Annotated in this window: 15 protein-coding genes; 3 read left to right on the forward strand and 12 right to left on the reverse strand. The window is 72.2% G+C overall.

What is annotated here, in order from left to right; genetic code table 11:
* Positions 1-517: 517 nt before the first annotated feature.
* Both FGF04_RS14910 and FGF04_RS14915 read right to left on the reverse strand, forming a co-directional pair.
* Positions 518-2,587, reverse strand: a complete 2,070-nt coding sequence (locus FGF04_RS14910; RefSeq protein WP_149511786.1) for a restriction endonuclease — start codon at positions 2,585-2,587, stop codon at positions 518-520.
* Positions 2,588-2,786: 199 nt separating this feature from the next.
* Positions 2,787-3,827: an NAD(P)-dependent alcohol dehydrogenase gene (locus FGF04_RS14915; protein ID WP_149511787.1), complete on the reverse strand. Its 1,041-nt coding sequence runs from the start codon at positions 3,825-3,827 to the stop codon at positions 2,787-2,789.
* Between the two features lie 181 nt (positions 3,828-4,008).
* Here FGF04_RS14915 and FGF04_RS14920 point away from each other — a divergent pair, with 181 nt between their 5' ends.
* A complete protein-coding gene (locus tag FGF04_RS14920) occupies positions 4,009-4,941 on the forward strand; it encodes a helix-turn-helix domain-containing protein (RefSeq protein WP_149511788.1) in 933 nt (310 codons plus the stop codon).
* 114 nt (positions 4,942-5,055) lie between these two features.
* Here the strand turns inward: FGF04_RS14920 and FGF04_RS14925 are convergent, their stop codons facing one another.
* The 6 genes from FGF04_RS14925 to FGF04_RS14950 form a co-directional block, all read right to left on the reverse strand.
* Entirely contained in the window at positions 5,056-5,826 is a 771-nt protein-coding gene (locus FGF04_RS14925) for a group II truncated hemoglobin (protein ID WP_149511789.1), read from the reverse strand.
* Positions 5,827-5,930: 104 nt separating this feature from the next.
* Entirely contained in the window at positions 5,931-9,263 is a 3,333-nt protein-coding gene (locus FGF04_RS14930) for a S8 family peptidase (RefSeq protein WP_235882338.1), read from the reverse strand.
* Positions 9,264-9,414: 151 nt separating this feature from the next.
* Complete coding sequence (locus FGF04_RS14935; RefSeq protein ID WP_149511790.1) at positions 9,415-10,098, reverse strand: ABC transporter ATP-binding protein; 684 nt, start codon at positions 10,096-10,098, stop codon at positions 9,415-9,417.
* 143 nt (positions 10,099-10,241) lie between these two features.
* On the reverse strand, positions 10,242-11,723 hold the full coding sequence (locus tag FGF04_RS14940; protein ID WP_149511791.1) for an ABC transporter permease: 1,482 nt from the start codon (positions 11,721-11,723) through the stop codon (positions 10,242-10,244).
* 184 nt (positions 11,724-11,907) lie between these two features.
* Positions 11,908-13,179, reverse strand: a complete 1,272-nt coding sequence (locus FGF04_RS14945; RefSeq protein WP_149511792.1) for a L,D-transpeptidase — start codon at positions 13,177-13,179, stop codon at positions 11,908-11,910.
* Between the two features lie 210 nt (positions 13,180-13,389).
* On the reverse strand, positions 13,390-13,731 hold the full coding sequence (locus FGF04_RS14950) for a hypothetical protein (protein WP_149511793.1): 342 nt from the start codon (positions 13,729-13,731) through the stop codon (positions 13,390-13,392).
* A gap of 110 nt (positions 13,732-13,841) precedes the next feature.
* On the opposite strand from FGF04_RS14950, the gene FGF04_RS14955 reads away from it, so the two are divergent.
* Positions 13,842-14,246, forward strand: coding sequence for an LAETG motif-containing sortase-dependent surface protein (locus tag FGF04_RS14955; RefSeq protein ID WP_235882339.1), 405 nt, complete (start codon positions 13,842-13,844; stop codon positions 14,244-14,246).
* Positions 14,247-14,289: 43 nt separating this feature from the next.
* Here the strand turns inward: FGF04_RS14955 and FGF04_RS14960 are convergent, their stop codons facing one another.
* The 4 genes from FGF04_RS14960 to FGF04_RS14975 all read right to left on the reverse strand — a co-directional run bounded on the left by FGF04_RS14960 (position 14,290) and on the right by FGF04_RS14975 (position 19,287).
* Positions 14,290-15,942 (reverse strand): DEAD/DEAH box helicase, encoded by a 1,653-nt coding sequence (locus tag FGF04_RS14960; RefSeq protein ID WP_149511794.1) that lies wholly within the window; start codon positions 15,940-15,942, stop codon positions 14,290-14,292.
* A gap of 171 nt (positions 15,943-16,113) precedes the next feature.
* Positions 16,114-16,317, reverse strand: a complete 204-nt coding sequence (locus FGF04_RS14965) for a cold-shock protein (RefSeq protein WP_003969786.1) — start codon at positions 16,315-16,317, stop codon at positions 16,114-16,116.
* A gap of 213 nt (positions 16,318-16,530) precedes the next feature.
* Entirely contained in the window at positions 16,531-18,069 is a 1,539-nt protein-coding gene (hutH, locus tag FGF04_RS14970; protein ID WP_149512281.1) for a histidine ammonia-lyase, read from the reverse strand.
* A 75-nt stretch (positions 18,070-18,144) separates the two neighbouring features.
* Positions 18,145-19,287: a GGDEF domain-containing protein gene (locus FGF04_RS14975; RefSeq protein ID WP_149511795.1), complete on the reverse strand. Its 1,143-nt coding sequence runs from the start codon at positions 19,285-19,287 to the stop codon at positions 18,145-18,147.
* A 123-nt stretch (positions 19,288-19,410) separates the two neighbouring features.
* Between FGF04_RS14975 and FGF04_RS14980 the strand changes: the two genes are divergently transcribed.
* The coding region (locus tag FGF04_RS14980; protein ID WP_149512282.1) for an enoyl-CoA hydratase/isomerase family protein at positions 19,411-19,932 on the forward strand (522 nt) is incomplete at its 3' end.

Below are 19,932 nucleotides of genomic sequence, written 5' to 3' on the forward strand. Positions count from 1 at the left end.
GCCGTACGCGGGATCACGGGTGGCCGCGGACACCGTTCCGCCGTACCGGAATCGTGGACGGGACGACGGAGCGGTCCGCCGGACCGACCGCGCGGCGCGGTGATGCCGGAGCCGGACCGGTCGGGTCCGATCGGATCGGGTTGATGCGGGCCGGGTCGGATCGGGCCGGGTCGAGGGGGTGCTGCCAGGCCCACCAGGCCCAACGGGCCCACCGGCCCTTCAGCCGTGGCCTACCAGGCCCCTCAGCCGAAGCCCGGCGCGCCCGAACCACTCCGCTCTGCTCCGCTGCGCCCGGTACGGAGCACCGCGCCGCAGAGTCGGGAGTATCACCGGTCCGGTCGCGGTCCGGGGAGGGCCCCGGGGGCACATGGGCGGCCACACCGCCCCGCACCCCGGGGCGTCCGGCGTGCCCCCGGAGCGGCAGGCAGCAGGTGGCGGGGCACGTCACCCGCGGTACGGCGGAGTCGGGGCCGATGCCCGCGAACGCGAACGCCGGGCCGACGACGGGCCCCGCCGTCTACTCCACCTCGATGCCGTGGTCCTGGACCAGTTCCTCCAGGCCGCCCGGGTAGCCCTTGCCGCCGAGGACGAAGTCCCAGTCCCCGCCCGCCCTGCGGCGGAAGGAGCCCAGGACCAGCGCCGTCTCGCCCGGCCGGCCGTCGGAGACCTCCAGCTGTCCCAGTTCGGACATCGCGGGGTCGAGCAGCCGGATGCGGGCGTCGGTGAAACCGGACAGGTCCGCGTCCGGGTTCGCCTCGGGGTCGACGGCGGCCACCAGCACGAGCCGGTCGGCCCCCTGCGGCAGCCCGTCGAAGGAGACGCAGACCGCGGCCTTGTCGGGGGCCACGGCGGGCAGGGCGCGCACCGAGCCGTCGGGGGTCTGCGGGTTGTTGAAGAAGACGAAGTGGTCCTCGCTGAGGACGCGGTTGCCGGAGCAGACGAGGGCGCACACGTCCAGGGCGACACCGCCCGCCCACGACATGCCGAGGACGTTGTAGTCGTCGGGCAGACGGGTGGCGGGGTCCGGCGCCGGTTCCGGGGTCGTACCGCCGCCCGGCCGGCCGCCCTCGCCCAGCCGCCCCCGCAGCCCGTGCCGGTGCAGCAGGTCGACGAGCTCGGGGCCCGCGACGAGTTCCAGCGGTTTGCCGTTGGCGAAGGTGTGCGAGCCGGGCCCGAAGCGCGAGGTCGTCACCAGGACGCCCTTGTTGGCGCCGGTGTCCTGCACGGTCCCGTACAGGTCGCGCACGGCGGTGGGCGGGACGGTGTTGCGGTACCGCTTCACCTGCACGACGATCTTGCCGCCCCGGATCGGCGCCGGGTCCAGCGCGTCCACGTCCACCCCGCCGTCGTTGGAGCGCTGCGTCGTCACCGCCTGCATGCCCATGGCCCGGAAGAGGTCGGCGACGAGGTTCTCGAACGCGATCGGGTCCATCGTGTACAGGTCGGGCTCCTCGTCGCCGCCGTGGGCGACGACGCGGTTGCCGATGTCCTGCGGCCGCCGGGCCGGCCGTACCGGCGCGAGCTGGTCGGGCCGGGCCGAGAGCTGCCCCCGCAGCCCGTCGGTCAGGCAGCTGACCGCCTCCACCTGGGCCAGGTGCAGGCCCCGGAAGGACGCCTGCGGGGCCATGACGGTCGCGACGAAGATCTGGCCCGGCCGCCCCGTCGTCGGGTCGTGGCCGTCCACGAACCCGTTCAGGGCCACCGATTCGAGCGCGCCCAGCTCGTCCGCGGCGAAGAGCTCGTGCAGGACGAGCAGCGCGCACTGGGCGAGGACGTCACGGTAGAGGGCCCGCCGCTGCCCCACGGGGCGCGGCATCTCCTTGTCCTGGTCGGTCGCGGACACGTACCGGACGGACTTGGCCTCGGGGACGATGCCGATGCCGGGCAGCTCCCAGTCCAGCACCAGCTGGCGGGCCGCCGGGTCGTAGGCCGCCGCGACCTGGCGCGGGAAGCCCTCCGGCCAGGCCTGCGAGGCGTAGAGGGCCGCCGAGAAGTACTCGACCACGGCGTCGGGGTCGCCGCGCCTGACGCCCTCGGTCACCTCGACGACGTCCGCGTTGTGCCGGCGCACCTCGGCCAGCTGCCCGTCGGCCCACTGCTGGTACTGCTGCCGGTAGGCCGCCAGCTGCTGCTGCCGGGCGGCCTCCGCGGCCTGGGCGGCGTGCCAGTCGTGCTCGAAGCGCGCCCGCGCCTCGGCCTGCGCCTGGGCGCGGCGGCCGGCGGTCCAGCCGCTGGTCTGCGCCTGGTAGTGGTGGGGGTCCGGCATCCGGACCGGCTGTGCCAACGGCCCCGGGGCGAAGGGCTGGACCTCCTCCGGCCGCATGAGCGAGGCGGCCCGGAAGGGCGGCGTACGGCAGCCGGCGGCGAGGAGCCCTTGCAGGGACTCCACCTGCGCGTCCAGTTCCTCGGTACGCCGTTGCGCCTCCGCCTGCCGGTACTGGCGGTGGCTCTGGGCGGCCCGCCGCTGGTAGGCCTGCGCCTGCTGCGCCTCGCGCCTGCGCTGCCTGGCCTCCATCTCCAGCTGACGCTGCTGCTGCCGTTGGACTTCGGCCCAGACGCCGACGAAACCAGTGGAGCGACGACTCATGTGCTGCAGGCCCTCCCCGAAAAGCATCTGGTTGTCCCCACAACCAGCTGTGACGGGACGACTCTAACCAGCGATCACGGTTCGGCGCTCCCCGGAGGACAGGGGCGCAGCCCCTGTCCTCCAGGGGCGCGGGGAACTGCGCGCCCAGCCACGACGCACCCGCAGCCGAACACGCACCCCAGTAACACCGACCGCGGAGCTAAATGGTCGCGACGTCGATCACGAACCGGTACCGCACATCACTCGCCAGTACCCGCTCGTACGCCTCGTTGATCTCGGACGCGCTGATCAGCTCGATCTCCGCGCCGAACCCGTGCTCGGCACAGAAGTCCAGCATCTCCTGGGTCTCCCGGATGCCGCCGATGCTCGACCCGGCGAGGGTCTTGCGGCCGCCGATCACCGAGAAGAGGTTCAGGGAGACGGGCTCCTCGGGCGCGCCCACGTTCACGAAGGCGCCGTCCGCGCGCAGCAGGGACAGGAACCGGTCCAGGTCCAGCGGGGCCGAGACGGTGGAGAGGATGACGTCGAACGTGCCGCGCAGCTCCTCGAAGGTCTCCGGGTCGCTGGTCGCGTAGTAGTGGTCGGCGCCCAGCTTCAGGCCGTCGTCCTTCTTGCGCAGCGACTGCGAGAGCACGGTCACCTCGGCGCCGAGCGCGTGCGCGATCCTGACGGCCATGTGGCCGAGGCCGCCCATGCCGAGGATCGCGACCTTCTTGCCGGGGCCGGCGTTCCAGTGCTTGAGCGGGGAGTACGTGGTGATGCCGGCGCACAGCAGCGGCGCGGCCTCGTCGAGGGCCAGGCCCTCGGGGATGCGGACGGTGTACGCCTCGTCGACGACGATGTGCGTCGAGTAGCCGCCGTAGGTCGGCTCGCCGTCCTTGCCGACGGCGTTGTACGTGCCGGTCATGCCCTTGACGCAGTACTGCTCCAGGCCTGCCCTGCACTGGTCGCACTCGCGGCAGGAGTCGACCATGCAGCCGACGCCGACGCGGTCACCGACCGTGAACTTGGTGACGCCGGGGCCCACCTCGGCGACGACGCCGGCGATCTCGTGGCCGGGGACCATCGGGAAGATGGCCTCGCCCCAGCCCTCGCGGGCCTGGTGGATGTCGGAGTGGCAGATGCCGGCGAACTTGATCTCGATGAGCACGTCGTGCTCGCCGACCGGGCGACGCTCGATGGTCGTGCGCTCCAGCGGCGCCTTGGCGGCGGGAGCGGCGTACGCGGCGACAGTGGTCATGCGGAGGGTTCTCCTAGGGAGTGGTCCTGCGGTCCTGCGCCCGGCCTGCCTTCCCGGCCGGGTACGCGTCCAGCGTGCCCGGCGTCCCGGCCGCCACCCAGACCACGCTTCTTCGTACGTCCGCTGGTCCTACCACTGGCGGGGGCAGGCTCGTGTGCGTACGACCGGGAATACTGGACGTATGGACGAACAGCCCTTGCAGGGATCCACCGGACGGACCGGACGCGAGCCGGGAGGGCCGCTGGACAGGCGCGCCGAGCTCAGCGAGTTCCTGCGCACCCGCCGGGCGCGGCTGCAACCGCAGGACGTGGGGCTGCCGGTCTTCGGGCGGCACCGCAGGGTGCCGGGGCTGCGCCGCGAGGAGCTGGCCCAGCTGGCCGGGGTATCCGTGGCGTACTACACGCGCCTGGAACAGGGCAACGGGCGCAACGTGTCGGCGGAGGTGCTCGACTCCATCGCGCGCGCCCTGCGGCTGAGCGGGGCCGAGCACGCGCACCTCACGCACCTGGCCAAGCCCAAGCAGCACAAGAAGAAGCCGTCGGCCCGGCCGCAGCAGGTGCGGGTGGCGATGCGGCAGCTGATCGACAGCTTCGACAGCGTGCCCGCGTACGTCGTCGGGCGGCGCTCGGACATCCTCGCCTGGAACCGGATGGCGGCGGCCGTCTTCGGGGACTGGGCGCAGCTGCCGGAGTCCGAGCGGAACTGGGCGCGGATGGTGTTCCTCAGGCCCGACTACCGCGAGCTGTTCGTGGAGTGGGAGCAGAAGGCGTCCGACATCGTGAGCTTCCTGCGGATGGACGCGGGGTTCCGTCCGGACGATCCGCGGCTGTCCTCGCTGGTCGGCGAGCTGTCGGTGAAGAGCGAGGAGTTCCGGCGGCTGTGGGCGACGCACGACGTCAAGGAGAAGAGCCACGGCGTGAAGCGGCTGCACCATCCGCTGGTCGGTGAGCTGTCCCTGTCGTTCGAGAACTTCCGGCTCGTGGACGACGACGAGCTGTCCCTGGTGACGTACCACGCCGAGCCGGGGTCGCCCTCGGCGGAAGCGCTCCGCCTGCTCGCGAGCTGGGGAGCCGACGCGACCCGCGCGGGCTCGGCGGCCGGCCCCCACCCGTAGCCTCTCGCCCTGAGAATCGGGGCGCAGCCCCATTCTCAGGGGCGCGGGGAACTGCGCGACCGGCCCCCACGCACCCGCGGCCGAAGACTGCCGGCCCGTCCGGGAGGACGCCCGTCACCCCCGGTACGGCGGAGCCGCACCCCACGTCCACGACGGAACCGGCTGCTCCGCCGGAGGCACCGCGTCGGGCGCCGAGAAGTGCACGGCCAGCCGCGTCCCCCACTCCGCGTACGCGACGAACGCCGAGCGGAACTCGGCGTCCGTGGGGAGGCCGGCCTCGTCCGCCGCGTCCTGGAGCAGGTTCACCCAGCGGCGCCGCTGGACCTCCGTGATGCCCTTGCCCAGGTGCCTGGCGACCATGTGCCCGTGGCCTCCTTGCGTCTCGGAGTAGGCGGGCGGCCCGCCGAAGACCTCGCCGAACCAGGACGCGACACGGGCGGCGTGCTCCGCGGCGAGGCCCTCGAAGACGGGCGCGAGGACCTCGTCCTTGAGGACCTTGTCGTAGAACACCTCGGTGAGCCGGGTGAAGGCCTCGGCGCCCCCGGCCCAGGCGTACAGCGTGGGCACGGCCGCCCCCGTGCCCCGTACCGCCGTGGGCTTGTAGTGGCGCATCTCCTCGACGGACCCGGCGAAGGGGCCGACCTCGGCGACGAAGGCGGTGAAGAGCTCGGACTCGCGGAAGCCCTCGGCGGCGTCCTCGGTGGACGTCCAGGTGATGCGGAGCACGAAGTGCTCGAAGTCCTCCTCCGAGCGCGCCAGTTCGTAGTCGACGCACTGGGGGGCGGCCGCCAGGTGTACGGCGGCCCGGTTGTAGGCGGCGAGGAACTGCGCCGACTGCTGCTCGGGAATGAGGTACCTGATGTATTCGACGGTGTGGGCGGTCATGTCCCCCGCCTACCCGGACGGCCCGCCGGCAGCACTGCTTCCGGCGGGCCGTTCACGCGTGTCCGCGCCTCAGCGCGCGCGGCGACGTTCGGTGGACCCGACGGTCACTTCCCGTAGTACGCGTTGTAGATCGAGATCGTCGACTTGTTGCCCTTCTTGTCGGTGATCTTGGCGTGGAACGAGATCGCCTTGCCCTTGGCGGGGTTAGTCACCGCGACCTTGCCGTTCGTGACGGTGAGCTTCTTCCAGGTCTGGCCGTAGTCGTACGACGCGTACACCGCGAGCGACTTGAGGTTGCTGCCCGCGGCCGAGCCCTGGACGGTCACCGGCACGGAGACCTTCTTGTCCGCCGGCGCCCTGCTGTCCAGGCCGACGGCCGCGTCGAAGCGGACCGAGGACGCGGGCAGCTTCGCCAGGTCGGCCTTCTTGGAGCGGAAGGTCCAGCTGGCGTCGACGCGGGTGGAGGCCGCGGCGACCTTGACGCTGCGCTTGACCGAGGTGGTCAGCTTGTACGAGGCCTCACCGGCCGGGACGTCGAAGCCCTCGCCGTACAGCGGGTCGTCGTTCGTACCGACCTTGGTGCCGTTGCGGTAGAGGTTCGTGGTGACCGACGAGTAGAGCGAGGCGCCGGCATGGGTCTTGCCGTCGGCGAACAGCGGCAGCGAACCGTAGATGCTGTTGCCCTCGCGGTAGAGCCCGAAGTCGGAGCCGATCCGCGGGCCGAAGACCGCCGTGTTGAAGGTCTTCTCGTACGTCTTGCCGGCCTGGAACGTCTGCGGGGTGCCCAGCGAGTAGTAGGCCTCCAGGGCCGGGTCGCCGTTCCCGGCGGCGGCGCCGTACTGCTCGAACTCCAGGCCCCACTTCACGCTCTCGCCCGTCGACAGGTACAGGGTCCGGGCACCGGGCAGCTTCTGCGGGGAGGGGGCGCCGACGGTGAAGTCCGTCGGCAGCTCCCCGATCGGCAGCAGCACGCCGGTCTTGCCGGAGGCCGCGGCACCGAGGTGGTTCTTCACCGCGGCGAACTCCGCGGCCTTGTAGTGCCGGACCTTGTCGCCCTGGAACCGCTTCACCTTCGCCGTGGTCGCCACGTCGTACTCGGCGTCGGCCCCCTTGGTCCACTGGCCGCCCCAGGTCTGGGAGAGACCGGTGACGTCCCCGCCGAGGTGTGCCACGCGCAGGTCGGCGAATGACTTCATGGCCGCCCCGACTCCGAAGACGGCGGGTTCGTAGAGGTAGGAGACCGTCGCCGACAGCGGCTTCGCCGTGGCGTCGGGCACCGTGATGTCGGCCGCCCGGGTCGTCCGGGCGTCCAGGGTGATCGTGACGTCCTTGCCGACGTCCAGCTTCGGCTGGAGCAGCCAGTCCAGGCCGCCCTCGAAGTTCTCGAAGTCCTTCGCGATCCAGGCGTCCAGCAGGTACGTGCCCTTGGGCACGCGCACGGTCACGGCGCCGTCGCCCTCCGGTGCGGCGAAGCTCAGGTCCTTGGCCAGGCCGGCGTACCCGATCAGGTCGGTCAGGTAGCCCGGCGCGGGCCGGCCGTCCGGGCCGATGTGCTTGAGCGTGACGTCGTACGACTCCACCTCGCGCTGCACCGCCGCCGCCGTGCGGACGCTCTGGCCGCCGCCGGTCGCCGTCACGTACGCGGAGTAGGCGCCGTCCACCGTGCCGCCCAGCTTCGTGTTCACCGTGAGGTCGGCGGAGGCCGTGCCGCCCGCCGGGACGGTCAGCGTCCTGGCGCCGAGCGTGAAGAAGCCGGCCGGAGCCGCCTGCCCCTTCGGGTCGGTGGCCGCCACCGTGAGGTTCAGCGTGACGTCGGTCTTCCCGAGGTTGCGGTACGTGACCTTCTCGGTGACCGGGGTGTCGTCGGTGTGCGGCCACTGCTGGAGGCCGAAGCTCACCGAGGACGGGACGGCGACGACCGTCTGCTTGATGGCCTTGTCGACCTGGATGCGGCCGGCGCCCTGCTGGAAGGCGGTGTACGCGCCGCCCTTGGCGGAGCCGGTCAGCGCGCCCTTGAGGTCGGTGTACGTCCAGTCGGGGTGCTGCTGCTTGAGGATCGCCGCGGCGCCCGCCACGTGCGGGGTCGCCATCGAGGTGCCCGAGATGGTGAGGTAGCCGGCCGGCTTCTCGCCGACCTCCTGGGCGATGACGCTGCCCGCGGCCGAGGCGGCCGTGATGTCCACACCGGGCGCGGTGACGTCGGGCTTGATCTGCCCGTCCAGGCCCGGTCCGGTGCTGGAGAACGAGGCCAGCTCGTCCTTGTCGTCGACGGCGCCCACGGTGAGCGCGCTCTCCGCGCTGCCCGGGGAGCCGATCGTCTGCCCGCCGAAGTCGCCGCTGTTGCCCGCGGCGATCGCGAAGAGGATGCCCTTCTCCTTCGACAGCCTGTTGACCTGCGCCTCCAGCGGGTCGATGCCGGGGGTGTCCCCGCCGCCGAGGCTGAGGTTCACGATGTCGGCGCCCTGCTCGGCCGCCCAGTCCATGCCGGCCAGGATGCCGGAGTCGTCGCCGTAGCCGTCGTCGTCGAGGACCTTGCCGTTGAGCAGCTCGGCGCCGGGCGCGACGCCCTTGTACTTCCCGGCGGACTTCGCGCCCGTACCGGCCGCGATGGACGCGACGTGCGTGCCGTGGCCGTACCGGTCGACCGCGTCGGCGGCGGTGGAGAAGTTCTTCTCGGCGACGACCTGGCCCTTGAGGTCCGGGTGGGTCGCGTCGACACCGGTGTCCAGGACGGCGATCTTGACGCCCTTGCCGTCGTACCCGGCGGCCCACGCCTTGTCGGCGCCGATCTGCGCGACGGACTTGTCCAGGGCCGCCTTGCGGACCCCGTCGAGCCATACGTGGGCGATGCCGGAGGCGGTCCGCGCCCCCTCCGTCCGGGAGTCCGTGACGGCGGCCCACAGGTCGGGCGCGTCGTCCTTGGGCGTCAGGACCGCGTCCGCGTTCAGTGTCCCGAGGGTGCGGCGGACCTTGGTCCCGCCGGCGTCCCGGACGTCCGCCTTCGCCGCCGCGGCCGTGCCGCGGTAGCCGACGATCAGCTTGAGGCCGTGCTTCTGGGCCTTGCGGTTGGCGGACCGGTTCAGCTCGGTGACGTCGAAGAGCCGCCGGTCGAGCCTGCCGTCGGCGACGAGCCGCGCGGCGTCGGCCGGCACCACGAGGGTGTGGCCGTCGGCCCTGCTGATCCGGACGGGTATCCCCTCGCGGCCCTTCGCCCGCTCCAGGGCGACGACACGGCCCTTGGCGTCGACGACCACCCGGTCGCCGGTGATCAGGGTGATGCGGTGCCTGGGCGTGCCTTGTACGGCCGATCCGCCGGCCGCATCCTTCGCCGTGCGCTCTGCCGTGCGCTGCGCCGTCGCCGACGCCGGGCCGGTCATGCCCGCCGCCAGGGCCACGGCCGCCGCCGTGGCGATCGTGGCCGCGCACGCTCTGTTCACTTGTCTGCGCAAGTCTCCCCCTGGAGAGCAGGTCCGGGACGAATCCTCGTTCGTCCGGCCGGGGGACATCCCGTACGCATGGTCGTGCGCGGTCCCCCCGGGATACTCAGTATGCCGGGGGGTGATCAGGCGCTCAATAGGCTTGCTGTCCTTATGAGTTGACGTTCTCCTTGACCGTGATCCGCCCCTTGCGGAGGGTGGCGACCCGCGGGGCCTTCCCGGCGATCGAGGAGTCGTGGGTGACCATGACGAAGGTCAGCCCGTGCTCCTTCCACATGGTGTCGAGTACGTCCATGATCTCGTCGCGCATGGATTCGTCGAGGTTTCCGGTGGGTTCGTCGGCGAGCAGGACCTTGGGCTGCTTCACCAGGGCGCGGGCGATGGCCACGCGCTGCTGCTGGCCGCCGGAGAGCTCGGCCGGCAGGTGGCCGAGCCGCTCGGCGAGCCCGACCGACTCCAGTGCGGCGGCGGCCCTCTCCCGCCGCTCCCTCGCCTTCACCTTGAGGGGGACGAGGGCGGTCTCCACGTTCTCCTGGGCGGTGAGGGTGGGGATGAGGTTGAAGCTCTGGAAGACGAAGCCGATGTTCTCGCTGCGGACCTTGGTGAGTCTGCTCTCGGACAGCCCGGCGAGGTCCGTGCCGTCGAGTTCGACGCTTCCGGAGGTGGGCCGGTCGAGGCCGCCGAGCATCTGGAGGAGGGTGGACTTGCCGCCGCCCGTCGGGCCCTGGATGACCAGGCGGTCGCCGTCGGCGATGGTCAGGTCGATGCCGGCCAGGGCGTCCACGGTCTTCTTGCCGCGGCGGTACTGCTTGGTCGTGCCTCTGAGTTCGTACATGGGGTGACTCCTGGGGTTCGGCTCCGCCGGGCGCGGGGTCTGGCTCCGCCGGGTGGGGGAGGGAGGGTGCGGGTCGTGTGTGGCTGGTCGCGCAGTTCCCCGCGCCCCCAAAGGGGCGGGCGCGGGGCTCCCGAGTGGGTCGGTTACTCGACTCGGCGTAGGGCGTCCGCCGGGCGGAGGCGTGCGGCTCGCCAGCCGCCGAAGGCGCCTGCCACGAGGCCGCCGGCCACCGCCAGGCCCACCGCGATCGCGATCGTGTCCAGGGCCACCGGCGCCGTGAGGGCCACGTCGAGGGCCTTGGACGCCGTCTGGCGGGCCGGGCCGCCCATACCGCCCCCGCCGGGGCCGGCGCCGCCTCCCGGGCCGCCCAGGCCCCCGCCGGTGGAACCGAGTTCGGCCTGGAGCGTCGGGCTGACCGCGGTGACGGCGTACGCGCCGCCCAGGCCGAGCGCGATGCCCAGGACGCCGCCCACGAGGCCGTTGACGACGGCCTCCCCGACGACCTGCCGGGTCACGCGGCCGGACTTCCAGCCGAGTGCCTTCAGCGTGCCGAACTCCCGTACGCGGCGGGACACGGCCGACGACGTGAGCAGGCCCGCCACCAGGAACGCGGCCACGAGCACCGCGACCGACAGCCACCTGCCCACGTTCGAGGCGAGGTCGGAGGCGGTGGACAGGGAGCCGGAGACGGTGTCCGCGAGGTCGGCGGAGGTCGTCACCGTCGTACCCGAGATGTTCTTCCCGATGGTCGACTTGACGGTGTCGATCTGCTGCGAGTCGGACGCCTTGACGTAGATCGTGGTGACCTTGTCCTTGGAGTCGCTCAGCGTCTGCGCCTGCTTCAGCGGGATGTAGAGGTTGGCCGCCGCGTCCCCGCTGTCGGGGGTGGCGATGCCGATCACCTCGTACTTGACGCCCTTGACGGTGACGGTGTCACCGAGGGCGAGCTTCTTCTCCTTGGCGTAGGAGCTGTCGGCGACGACCACCTTGGCGTTCGTCTCCGAGGTCTTGAAGGTGCGGCCGCTGGTGATCTTCGAGGAGGTCAGCGGGCCCAGGTCCGGCTCGGTGACGTCCGTGCCGTAGACCGAGTAGCTGTTGACGTCGAAGTCGGCGCCGCCGCCCTCGACCCGGCCCTGCGGGGACTGCTGCCCGCCGCCGGGGCCGCCGCCCTGCTGGTTGCCGCCGCCCTGCTGCTGGTCCTGCTGGAACTCGCCGCGCCGGAACTGCCCGCTGACCTTGACGACCTGGAGGCTGAGCCCGCCGACGGCGTCCGAGACGCCCTTCTGCGCGCCGACCTTCGTGACCGTGCTCGACGCCAGGGTCTGGAAGCCCTGCACCATGACGCGGTCGCTGCTCTGCTCCTCGTCGGAGTCGCTGCCCCGGGCGTCGAACTGGAAGCGCGGGCGCTCCCCCGTGGCCGACTGCGCCTGGGCCGCCTTGGTGACCGTCATGTCCGTGCCCAGCCCGTACAGCGACTGGAGGACCTTGCCCTGCGCCTTCTCCATGCCGGACGACACGGAGCTGACCACGATGACCAGGGCGATGCCCAGGGCGAGTCCGGAGGCGACGACGAGCGCCGCCTTTCTGCGGCGGCGCAGTTCGCGCCTGAGGTAGGTGAAGAACATGGCCGCAAGTTAGGGACGGCGCGTGATGGCGGGATAAGCCCCGTATAAGAGAAGGATGAGAAGGCCGTGCGGGCCCTCCGAAAGCACCCCGAAAGCCCCGCGGAAGCCTTGCGGAAGGCCCTGGGAAACGCGGAGGGCGGCCGCCCGGTACGAGCAACCGCCCTGCGTGTGGAGCGCGTTCGGGTCAGACGGCCGAACCGGCCTTCCACGCCGCCCAGTCCATGTTCCAGCCGTTGAGGCCGTTGTCCGGGGCGACGGTCTTGTCACCGGTGTTCCGCACGTCCACGACGTCACCGACGATCGAGTTGTTGTAGAACCAGGCGCCCGCGGTGTCCGGGTCGTTCGCGCCCTTGGTGTCCGACAGGCCCACGCAGCCGTGGCTGGTGTTGACGCTGCCGAAGATGGACTTGGCGCCCCAGTAGTTGCCGTGGATGAACGTGCCGGAGTTCGACAGGCGGATGGCGTGCGGCACGTCCTTGATGTCGTACTCGCCCTTGCCGTCGTCGTCGGTGAAGCCCACCGTCGCGCCGTTCATCCGGGTTTCCTTGAACTTCTCCGACATCACCATCTTGCCCTCGTACGTCTTGTTCTCGGGCGAGCCGGCGGAGATCGGGATGGTCTTGATCGTCTTGCCGTCCTGCGTGACCTTCATCGTCTTGGTCTTGGCGTCGACGATGGAGACCTGGTTGCGGCCGATCTTGAAGCTGACCGTCTTCTGCTGCACGCCGAACACGCCGTCGGCGCCCTCGACGCCGTCGAGGTTCAGCTTCAGCGTGACGGTGGAGTTGCCCTTCCAGTACTCCTCGGGGCGGAAGTCCAGGCGGTTGGCGCCGAACCAGTGCCCGACGACCTCCTGGCCGCTGCTGGAGGAGACGGTGATGCCCTTCTGGACGTCCGCCTTGTTCGTGATCGCCTTGTTGAAGTTGATCGACACCGGCATGCCGACGCCGACGGTGGAGCCGTCCTCGGGCGTGAAGTTGCCGATGAAGCTGTTGGCCGGGGAGACCGTCGTGAACGACGCGTTCTCGTGCGCGGCGCGGCCGTCGGCGTCCTCGGCGGTCGCGGCGATCTTGTAGACGGTGCCGCGCTCCAGCTGGCCGGTGGGCTGCCAGCTCTTCTTGTCGGCCGATATCTCGCCCGCGACGGCGGCGCCGCCCGCGGCCTTCATCGTCACCTCGGTGAGCGTGCCCTTGGCCACGGTGACCTTGGCGTCGTTGTTGATGGAGGCGTTGTCGGCGCCGTCCTTCGGCGTGATCCTGATCTGGGCCTCGGAGGTCTTCTTGGCCGCCGCCTCGTCGACCTTCGACTGCGAGGAGCCGTTGCCTTCGCTTTCGCCCTTGGGGTTCTCGTCGCCCCCTCCGCTGCACGCAGAGAGCACCAGCACCCCGCCGAGCAGTGCGGACGCGACCGTCAGGCCCCTGCGCCGCTTACTGTCCGTCATCACACGCTTCTCCATCGTTGCCGAATCCCCAAAACCACAAGAGTCCCCGTAACACCTTCAAACGCTACGACCGCTTCGTCCCGTTCCACATCCTTCGCAGGTGTGGGGCACGCCACGTCGATCCACGGGGATACGCCTGGTGCGGGTGTCGGTCACTGCGCACCGTGAGACGACGGAACCCCGGGTGGCGGTTGCCGCCCGGGGTCAGGATTTTCCCGAGCGGACTCAGCCGGCCGTCACACGCCCGTCCAGGTCGTCATCATCCTCGTCCAGGTCCCAGTCAGGCGAATCGGGGTCGTAGTCGATCTCCTCGCTGCTCCACGAGGCCTGTGCGAGTTCGACCCCGGGGACCTCTCCGACCAGGTCGAACGGGTCGACGAGGTACGCGAGCGCCTCCGCCGTGTCTTCCGTCACCGTGCTCTCGGCACTGGCCCGTTCCTCCGCCGGGATCTCGGGATCCGCGGCCATACGCTCCAGTGCGGCCTTGGTCAGGGCGTTCTCGTCGTCGACCTCGATGACCAATTCGACGCTCAACCGCACAAAACGTGGTGTCTCAGATGTGCTCATACCCCGGAGCGTACGGCTCATGGCCACCGTGACTTTCCTGTGACCCGCACCTTTCACTAACATCGCCCCACACGGCCAATTCGCCAGCGTCACAAGGGGATCGATATTCCGTGTCCGCACGTCGATCGTTGCTGACCGCCACCGCCGCGGGGACCCTCCTGGGTGCCCTGTGGTTCGTCCCGTCCGCCAAGGCGACGGACGACCTGCCCCCGCAGCCCGCGCAGCACAGAACACAGACGACGACCACCAGGGTGGTCAACACCGCGGCACACACCTCGTCGGGTACGTCACAGGTGTCGGCGCGGTCCGCCACCGACACGACCACGAGCACGGCCGCGGACACGAGCACGAGCACGGGCACGACGGCCGACGGTGCCCCGGCCGGCCCGCAGACCAGACTGGCCGACACGGGAAGCTTCGACACGACTCCGTACGTGGCGGGCGGCACCGTGCTGCTGGCCCTGGGGGCGGGCTTCGTCGCCTACTCGGTCCGCAGGGAGCGCATGACCCTGTGAGGGCGCGGGACCGTGCCACCGCACGGCCCGCGCCGCCCCTGCGTCAGGCGGAGCGCCGGCCGCCTGCCTGACCGCCACCGCGCGCCGCGCGCGACCCGGCCGCGCCGCGCCCCCGCGAAGCGCCCCCGCTTCCGGTGCGGGCACCGCCACCGGTCCCCGTGCGGGCACCGCCGCCGGTCCCGGTGCGGGCGCCGCCGCCCGACCCGGTACGCGTACCGCCGCCGGTCCCGGAGCCCGTGCGGGCGCCGCCACCGCGCCGCGACCGCGACTTCCCCTGCGAGGGCTGCGGGGCGGTCGGTTCCGGTACCGGGATGACGACCGGGACGCCGGACGGCTCCCGCGCCCCGGTGATCCGTACGAGCTCGTCGTCGCTCGACTTGACGCGGGCCGTGTGCGGGCTGATGCCCGCGTTGGCCATCAGCTGCGTCATCTCCCGCTTCTGCTCCGGCAGGACCAGCGTGACCACGCTGCCGGACTCCCCCGCGCGGGCGGTACGGCCGCCGCGGTGCAGGTAGTCCTTGTGGTCGGTGGGCGGGTCGACGTTCACGACCAGGTCGAGGTCGTCGACGTGGATCCCGCGCGCCGCCACGTTGGTCGCGACGAGGGCGGTCACCAGGCCGGTCTTGAACTGGTCGAGCGTGCGGTTGCGCTGCGGCTGGGAGCGGCCGCCGTGCAGGGCGGAGGCGCGTACGCCGCTCGCGAGCAGCCGCTTGGCGAAGCGGTCCGCCGAGCGCTTGGTGTCGACGAAGAGGATGACGCGTCCGTCGCGGGCGGCGATCCGCATCGCGACGGCCTTCTTGTCCGTCTCGTCGGCGACGTGCAGCACGTGGTGCTCCATCGTGGTCACCGCGCCCGCGGAGGGGTCGACGGAGTGCACGACGGGGTCCGTGAGGAACATCCGCACGAGCTTGTCGATGTTCTTGTCCAGGGTCGCCGAGAACAGCATGCGCTGCCCGTCCGGCTCGACCTGGTTGAGCAGCGCCGTGACCTGGGGCATGAACCCCATGTCGGCCATCTGGTCGGCCTCGTCCAGGACGGTGATCGCGACCTGCGCGAGGGTGCAGTCGCCCCGGTCTATGAGGTCCTTGAGCCGCCCGGGCGTGGCCACGAGCACCTCGGCGCCGCGCCGCAGCAGGGTGGACTGCTTGCCGATGGAGAGCCCGCCGACGACGGTCGCGAGCCGCAGGTTCACGGCGGTGGCGTACGGCGTGAGCGCGTCGGTGACCTGCTGCGCGAGTTCGCGCGTGGGCACCAGGACGAGCGCGAGCGGCGCCTTGGGCTCGGCGCGCCGGCCGGCCGTGCGGGCGAGCAGCGCGAGGCCGAAGGCGAGGGTCTTGCCCGAGCCGGTGCGGCCCCGGCCGAGGATGTCGCGCCCGGCGAGGGAGTTGGGCAGCGTCGCGCCCTGGATCGGGAAGGGCTCGGTGACGCCCTGCGCGGCGAGGGTCTTGCCGAGCGCGGCCGGCATGTCCAGCGCGTCGAAGGACTCGACGGAGGGCAGGGCGGGCGTGAGGGTCCGGGGCAGGGTGAACTCGCGCGGCGGTGCGGACTGCACGGCGGGCTTCCTGCGCGCGTTCCTGCCGCCGCCGTTGGCGGGGGCCGCCGGGCCCGCGCCACGGGTGCCGCGGGAGCCGCGGGAACCACGGGAATTCGCCGGACGCTGGCCGGCGGGTCGTTCAGGACGTTCGGATCGAGTCATGCTGGGTCTGGAATTCCTTCCTTGGCCGCACGGTTCCCCGTGCTGTCACGGATTCCGCGCTCACGGTGTTTCGTGCTCGCGGTTCCCCGTGCGCAAGGACACAGGGACAGCACAAGCCGGGACCCGCACCCGAAGGTGCGAGCCCCGGCTCGCGTACTGCGCGTCCCGGAATTAGGCGGGGACGATGTTCTCCGCCTGCGGGCCCTTCTGACCCTGCGTGACGTCGAAGGAGACCTTCTGGCCCTCCTGCAGCTCACGGAAGCCCGAGGTGGCGATGTTGGAGTAGTGGGCGAAGACGTCGGCGCCGCCGCCGTCCTGCTCGATGAAGCCGAAGCCCTTTTCGCTGTTGAACCACTTCACGGTGCCAGTAGCCATGTCATTTCTCCTTGGATAGGTGCGGCTCCCATCCGGAAATGACCGGAAAAACAAAACGCGCCTGAGAGAGAATCCTTTCAGGCGCACAAGTTAATGGGTACCAAAAACGCTTCGAGAGAACCCTAACACACGGACGGGCAGGGCCGCCGTGATCCACACGACAGCCCCGCCCGTGTCCCGCCCGTGCGCCGACCGGTCGGACCAGCGGGCCGGTCAGGCCAGCGGGCCCGTCACGGCCTCCACCGCCGCGACCAGGTGGCCGCCGCGCACGAAGGCGTCCGCCGCGGCGAGGTCCGGGGCGAGGAAGCGGTCCGGGCCCGGGCCCGCCACCCCGGCCTCGCGGGCGGCGGCGACGGCGGCCCGCGAGGCCGGCGCCGGGGTGAGGCCGGTGCGCAGCTCGACGGCGCGGGCGGCGGCGTACAGCTCGACGGCGACGACCCGGGTCAGGTTGTCGACGGCCGTACGGAGCTTGCGGGCGGCCGACCAGCCCATCGAGACGTGGTCCTCCTGCATCGCGGAGGACGGGATGGAGTCGGCGGAGGCCGGGACGGCGAGCCGCTTCATCTCGCTGACCAGGGCGGCCTGCGTGTACTGGGCGATCATCAGGCCGGAGTCGACGCCGGCGTCGTCCGCGAGGAAGGGCGGCAGGCCGTGCGAGCGGTTCTTGTCGAGGAGCCGGTCCGTACGGCGCTCCGCGATGGAGGCGAGGTCGGCCGCCGCGATGGCGAGGAAGTCCAGCACGTACGCGACCGGGGCGCCGTGGAAGTTGCCGTTGGACTCGACCCGGCCGTCGGGCAGCACGACCGGGTTGTCGACGGCGGCGGCCAGCTCGCGGTCGGCCACCAGCCGGGCGTGCGCCATGGTGTCGCGTCCGGCGCCCGCGACCTGCGGGGCGCAGCGCACGGAGTACGCGTCCTGGACGCGCGGGGCGTCGTCCTGGTGGTGGCCGGTGAGCTCCGAGCCCTTGAGCACGGCCAGCATGTTGGCGGCGCTGGCGGCCTGGCCGGGGTGCGGGCGGATGGCGTGCAGTTCGGGCGCGAGGACCTTGTCGGTGCCGAGCAGCGCCTCCAGGCTGAGGGCGGCCGTGACGTCGGCGGACTTGTAGAGGGTGTCGAGGTCGGCGAGGGCCATGAGCAGCATGCCGAGCATGCCGTCGGTGCCGTTGAGGAGGGCCAGGCCCTCCTTCTCGCGCAGTGCGACGGGCTCGATGCCGTGCGCGGCGAGCAGGTCGCCGGCCGGGCGGACCTCGCCGTCCGGGCCCTCGGCGTCCCCCTCGCCCATCAGGGTCAGGGCGCAGTGCGAGAGCGGGGCGAGGTCGCCGGAGCAGCCGAGCGAGCCGAACTCGTGGACGACCGGGGTGATCCCGGCGTTCAGGACGTCGGCCATGGTCCGCGCGACGGACGGGCGCACGCCGGTGCGGCCCGAGCAGACGGTCTTCAGCCGCAGGAACATCAGGGCGCGGACGACCTCGCGCTCGACGCGCGGCCCCATCCCGGCGGCGTGCGAGCGCACGATGTTGCGCTGCAGCTGCGCCCGCAGCTCCGGGCTGATGTGCCGGGTCGCGAGGGCCCCGAAGCCGGTGGACACCCCGTACACGGGCTCCGGTTTGGCCGCCAGGGCCTCCACGACCTCGCGGGCCGCGGCGAGCGCCGCCAGCGCCTCCTCGGAGAGCTCGACGCGGGCGCCGCCGCGCGCCACGGCCAGCACGTCGGACGCGGTGACCCCGGCCGTCCCCACCACCACAGTGTGCATATCCATATTCAGGAGCGTACGCAGTGAATGCGGCGGTGTCACTACCGGGGGCCGGGTGCGGTCCTTACCCGCGACTCATCTGCGGCCGCGGAACCTGCGGCGCTCGGTGGCCGCGGGCGGGGGCGCGTCGGCGAGGCGCACGACGGGGTCGTCGGGGCCCTCCCGGCCGGCGACGACGGGCTTGGCCGCGCGGACGGCCTTGGCGCGGTACTGGGCGGCGTCGGCGAGGCGGAAGAGGCGGCGGGCCGAGTGGACGGGACCGAGCGGGTCCCCGGTGGAGGCGACCCCGCAGGCGACGCCCTCACCGAGTTCCAGCTCGGCGGCGCGGCGGCACAGCTCGTCGGCGATGCGGACCACCTCGTCGGCGGTGGGGCCCACCGCGACCAGGCAGAACTCGTCGCCGCCCAGGCGGGCGGCGAGCGTGCCGGGCAGCATGGCGCCGCACAGGGACAGCACCGACCCGAAGCGCTCCAGGAGCCGGTCGCCGACGGCGTGCCCCTGGGTGTCGTTGACCCGCTTGAGCCCGTTCAGGTCGCACACCACGAGGCTGACGACCACCCCCTGGGCGCGGTGGCACTCGACGGCCTCGTCCAGCCGCACGTCCACGGCCCGGCGGTTGGCGAGGCCGGTGAGCGCGTCGGTGAAGGCGAGCCGGCGGGCCTCCTCCAGGCGCTCGGTCTGCGCGATGCCGGCCGCGACCACGGAGGCCAGGACGGTCGCGAAGTCGGCCTCGGCCCGGCCGAAGACGGGGGCGCCGACCGGGCGGGCGACGTACAGCTCCCCCCAGGCGCGGCCGTGCAGCACGATCGGCGCGACGACGCAGCAGCCGCGCCCGCGCCGCCTGAGTGCGGCGACGCGCTGGTGGCAGTACTCGGCGCGCCCCTCGGCCGGGCCCTGCGCGGTCTCCACCCAGGCGTTGGGCTCGCCGCCGCCCACCCAGCGCTCGTGCAGGAACTCGGTGATCTCGGGGAAGCGGTGCACGGGGTACGTCTCGGACTCCGGGAACTCCTCCTCGCCCGGGGCCCGCTCCCCCGTGTTCACCAGGACCCGCAGCCGCCCCAGCTGCCGCTCCCACACGGACAGCGCGGCGAAGCTGCCGCCCAGCGCCCGGCAGGCGCCGTCCGCCGCCGCGCGCCACGACTCGTGCGGGGCGTGCGCGGCGGCCATGCCCTGCGCCAGCGCCACCACGGCCCTCAGCCGCACATCGTCACCACCCATCACACTATGTTAGGTAGTTTTGTACGACTTTGGGACATCGAGCCGTGGACGGGTCTTCCCCCCGCGGCGGCCGACTGGAATGATCGGGGCCGGAAGTTAACCCTCGTTAACCGGGAGAGCGCGATGACGGAGCAGGGCGGGCTGGACGAGCGGGACGGGGCGGGCGCCGAGCTGCGGTTCGGGGAGTTCGTGGCGGTGCGGCGGCACGCGTCGTTCGTCGCGGAGCTCGTCCTCGACCGGCCGAAGGCGATGAACGCCGTGTCCTCCGCGATGGCCCGCTCGATCGCCGCGGCGTGCGAGGCGCTGGCCGCCGACCGGGACGTCCGCGCGGTGGTGCTGACCTCGACCCACGAGCGGGCCTTCTGCGTCGGCGCCGACCTCAAGGAGCGCAACTCGTTCACGGACGCCGAGCTGGTGCGCCAGCGGCCGGTGGCGCGGGCCGCGTACACCGGGGTGCTGGAGCTCCCGATGCCGACCGTGGCCGCCGTGCACGGGTTCGCGCTCGGCGGCGGGTTCGAGCTGGCCCTGGCCTGCGACCTGATCGTGGCGGACGGCACGGCCGTGGTGGGCCTTCCCGAGGTGTCCGTCGGCGTCATCCCCGGGGGCGGCGGTACGCAGCTGCTGCCGCGGCGGGTGGGGGCGGCG

It is taken from the genome of Streptomyces apricus, from assembly GCF_008369065.1.
Lineage (GTDB): Bacteria > Actinomycetota > Actinomycetes > Streptomycetales > Streptomycetaceae > Streptomyces > Streptomyces apricus.

Coding starts and splice junctions, on each gene's coding strand:
- FGF04_RS14910 (WP_149511786.1), bottom strand. CDS start 2,587: ATGAGTCGTCGCTCCACTGGTTTCGTCGGCGTCTGGGCCGAAGTCCAA.
- FGF04_RS14915 (WP_149511787.1), bottom strand. CDS start 3,827: ATGACCACTGTCGCCGCGTACGCCGCTCCCGCCGCCAAGGCGCCGCTG.
- FGF04_RS14920 (WP_149511788.1), top strand. CDS start 4,009: ATGGACGAACAGCCCTTGCAGGGATCCACCGGACGGACCGGACGCGAG.
- FGF04_RS14925 (WP_149511789.1), bottom strand. CDS start 5,826: ATGACCGCCCACACCGTCGAATACATCAGGTACCTCATTCCCGAGCAG.
- FGF04_RS14935 (WP_149511790.1), bottom strand. CDS start 10,098: ATGTACGAACTCAGAGGCACGACCAAGCAGTACCGCCGCGGCAAGAAG.
- FGF04_RS14940 (WP_149511791.1), bottom strand. CDS start 11,723: ATGTTCTTCACCTACCTCAGGCGCGAACTGCGCCGCCGCAGAAAGGCG.
- FGF04_RS14945 (WP_149511792.1), bottom strand. CDS start 13,179: ATGGAGAAGCGTGTGATGACGGACAGTAAGCGGCGCAGGGGCCTGACG.
- FGF04_RS14950 (WP_149511793.1), bottom strand. CDS start 13,731: ATGAGCACATCTGAGACACCACGTTTTGTGCGGTTGAGCGTCGAATTG.
- FGF04_RS14960 (WP_149511794.1), bottom strand. CDS start 15,942: ATGACTCGATCCGAACGTCCTGAACGACCCGCCGGCCAGCGTCCGGCG.
- FGF04_RS14965 (WP_003969786.1), bottom strand. CDS start 16,317: ATGGCTACTGGCACCGTGAAGTGGTTCAACAGCGAAAAGGGCTTCGGC.
- hutH (WP_149512281.1), bottom strand. CDS start 18,069: ATGCACACTGTGGTGGTGGGGACGGCCGGGGTCACCGCGTCCGACGTG.
- FGF04_RS14975 (WP_149511795.1), bottom strand. CDS start 19,287: ATGGGTGGTGACGATGTGCGGCTGAGGGCCGTGGTGGCGCTGGCGCAG.